At 77.3% G+C, this 2,872-nt stretch carries 2 protein-coding genes; one reads left to right on the forward strand and one right to left on the reverse strand.

From position 1 onward, the window contains the following. Nucleotides 1-1,648, reverse strand: a 1,648-nt coding sequence (locus tag DLJ58_RS00175; RefSeq protein WP_208740735.1) for an SseB family protein, incomplete at its 3' end; no start/stop codon positions are given. A 152-nt stretch (nt 1,649-1,800) separates the two neighbouring features. Here DLJ58_RS00175 and mycP point away from each other — a divergent pair. Next, nucleotides 1,801-2,872, forward strand: a 1,072-nt coding sequence (gene mycP / locus DLJ58_RS00180) for a type VII secretion-associated serine protease mycosin (protein WP_124853306.1), incomplete at its 3' end; no start/stop codon positions are given.

Consider the following 2,872-nt stretch of genomic DNA (forward strand, 5'->3'; position numbering starts at 1 on the left):
GCCCCACCGAGGCGGCCTCGGCGGGGCTGGGGGACGCCTTGAATACGCCCGGATCGGAGGGCGCCGGGCCGAACGGTGGTGGCGCGGCCGCCTCGGTGGGGCTGGGCGACGACGGACCGAACAGGCCCGGACCGGAGGGCGTCGAGCCGAACGGCGGCGGCGGGGCGGCCTCGGCAGGGCTGGGCCGCCGGGGCGCGTCGACCGGCGCGCTGCTCTCGACCGGGTCGGTGAGGTCGCGGGACTCGATGATGGTGCCCTCGATGACGATGGGCGTGAAGCCGCGGCGGGGCGCGGGCGGCCCGAAGACAGGTTCCGCGACGGACACCGGGAGATCCTCCGCCGGCTCGAACCGGCCCGGACGGTCCTGGTGGATCGCCTGCGTCTCCTCCGCCGATGGCCGCCCAGGCGCACCGGCCCGGGGAGGCTCACCGGTCATGCGGAACGCGCGGGTGGGCTCCTCAGCCAGCGGGTTGTGCCGGCGCGGCGGCAGCGGCTGGGTGATCTCCTCGCCGGATGGCGGCAAGTCCATCGCGCGGGACGGGCCGAGGCCGCCCTCCGGCCGTCGTATCGGCTGGGTGGCTGCCGGGTCCGCCGCCATCGGAAAGGCCCGCGTCGCGGCGTCGTCGGCCGGCGCGTCGGCCGGGCGGCGGCGAGGGAAGGGCTGGCTGCCTCGTCCGAACCGGGTCGGCGGGGCCGCCCGGTCACCGGGGCGTCCCCCGCTCGGGGCCGGGTCGCGGACCGGGCTGGGGTCGAAGAAGGAACGCCGAGGCGCGGCCTGGGGGCCACCGTTGCCGTTGCCCGGGGCGGGGCCGTCGACGTCGCCCGGCCGGGTCGATGCCGGCCAGCCCGCGCCCGGCCCGGCCTGGTCGGTGGTGGGGCCGGCGGTCGCCAACGGGGTGAACCGGGACGGCCGGCCCGTGCGGGGCAGCGCTCCGTTGCCCGTGGCGGGCCGGGGCGGCTCGGTCGGGTGCCGCTGACCGGCGGCGGGCAGGTCCTCCTCGCCCCCTCGGCGCGGCGGTTCAGCGGGGACGGGTGGCCGGGGCGCCGGACCCGGCACCGGCGGGGCACCCACCCGAGGGGCCGGGCTCCGCGCGGGCCTTCGGGGTGCGAGCGGAGCACTCTCGGGCCCGGACGAGGCCGCCCCCGTCACCGGAGGCGGTCCAGCGGCTGGCGGGGCGTCCCGCGGCGGCACGCCGGGCCGGGTGCGGGCCAACGTCTCGGCCCGCTCCAGGCGAGCGCGGGCACCCATGGCACGGCCGGGCAGTCGCACGTCGCCTCGGGAGAGCTGCGACACGAACCAGGCCGGCAGGTAGCCCTCGACCGGCAGACCCGGATTGACGGCGAGCCACCACTCGTGGTTGGGCCAGCTGGCCGCGAGATCGGCGAAGGGGATGCGTCGGTTGCCGCCGGCGTGATCGCCGAGGCAGGCCCGCAGGGCGGCGGCGGAGGTGAAGGCCAGGACGTGGGTCCGGCCGCCGGTGGTCCAGGTGCCCCATCCGGCGGGTGGCTGGCCGGGCTGCGTCGGCGCGGAGACCGGCAGCAGCACATCGGTGCGGGACAGGAGCCGGAAGTAGAGCTCCTGGTCGTTGGCGCGCAGCGCGTCGCGCATCGCCACCTCGGCCTCCGTGGCCGGCTCCCATGCGGTCACGGCCACCTCCCCTTCCGAGAACAGGCCACAGGTATCGCGTACAACCTACAAGGTGGTACCAAGATCACAATGGCAGGCCGGCGGCGGCCTGCCAGGGCGCGGAGGAGGGGATAACATCCCGTTCCGGAGCCGACACGATACGGAGGGTGTCGATGTCCCGATCGATCACGCGCCCGGTCCTCGCAGGTCTGGCCGCCAGCCTGTTGACCGTACCGGCCCTTCCGACCGTCGCCGCCACCGCCGGGCTCCGGGCGGCACCGGCCTGCTCGACCCCACTCGCCCCCGTCCGGCCGGTCGCGGCCAAGCCCTGGCCACAGCAACGGTACGACCCCGCGCGGCTCGCGCCGCTGGCCACCGGCGCCGGGGTGACCGTCGCGGTGGTCGACTCCGGGGTGGACCGGGCGCACCCGCAGCTGGCTGGGCGGGTGCTGGCCGGCACTGACCTGCTCGACCCCGGCGGGGACGGCGGTCGGGACTGCGCCGGGCACGGCACCGGTGTGGCGAGCATCATCGTCGCGGCACCCCGCCCCGATGTCGCCTTCCGCGGCCTGGCACCGGGTGCCCGGATCCTGCCGGTGCGGGTGAGTGAGCAGCAGGTGGTGCAGGGGCGGGAGTCGGGGCGTACGGTCAGCGCCGACGAGTTCGCCCGGGCCATCCGGTGGGCCGTCGACCATGACGCCGACGTGGTGAACCTGTCCGTGGTGCTGTACGCGGACGACCCGGAGGTCCGTTCGGCCGTGCGGTACGCGGTCGACCGGGACGTGGTGCTGGTGGCCGCTGCCGGCAACCTGCACGGCAGCGGGGACCCCCGACCGTTCCCCGCCGGCTACGACGGGGTGCTCGGCGTGGGCGCGATCGGGGCGGACGGCGGGCGGGCGACGTTCTCGCAGACCGGCCCGTACGTCGACCTCGTGGCCCCGGGCAGCGAGGTGCTGACCGCTGCACCCGGTGCCGGCCACCATCGGGTCGAAGGCACCAGTTACGCGGCGCCCTTCGTGGCCGCCACCGCCGCGTTGCTGCGGGAGTACCGGCCGGAGCTGACCGCCGCCCAGGTGGCGGAGCGGATCATCGCCACCGCCGATCCAGCTCCGGGCGCGGGCCGGGGCGGCGCATACGGCGCTGGGGTGTTGAACCCCTATCGGGCGGTCACCGAGACCAGCGGCGGCCGTGCGGGCGGCGCGCGGCCGGTCGCCGCGCTCGCCGACGATCGGGCCGACCCGGCGC

Source organism: Micromonospora arida, from assembly GCF_003857035.1.
Lineage (GTDB): Bacteria > Actinomycetota > Actinomycetes > Mycobacteriales > Micromonosporaceae > Micromonospora > Micromonospora arida.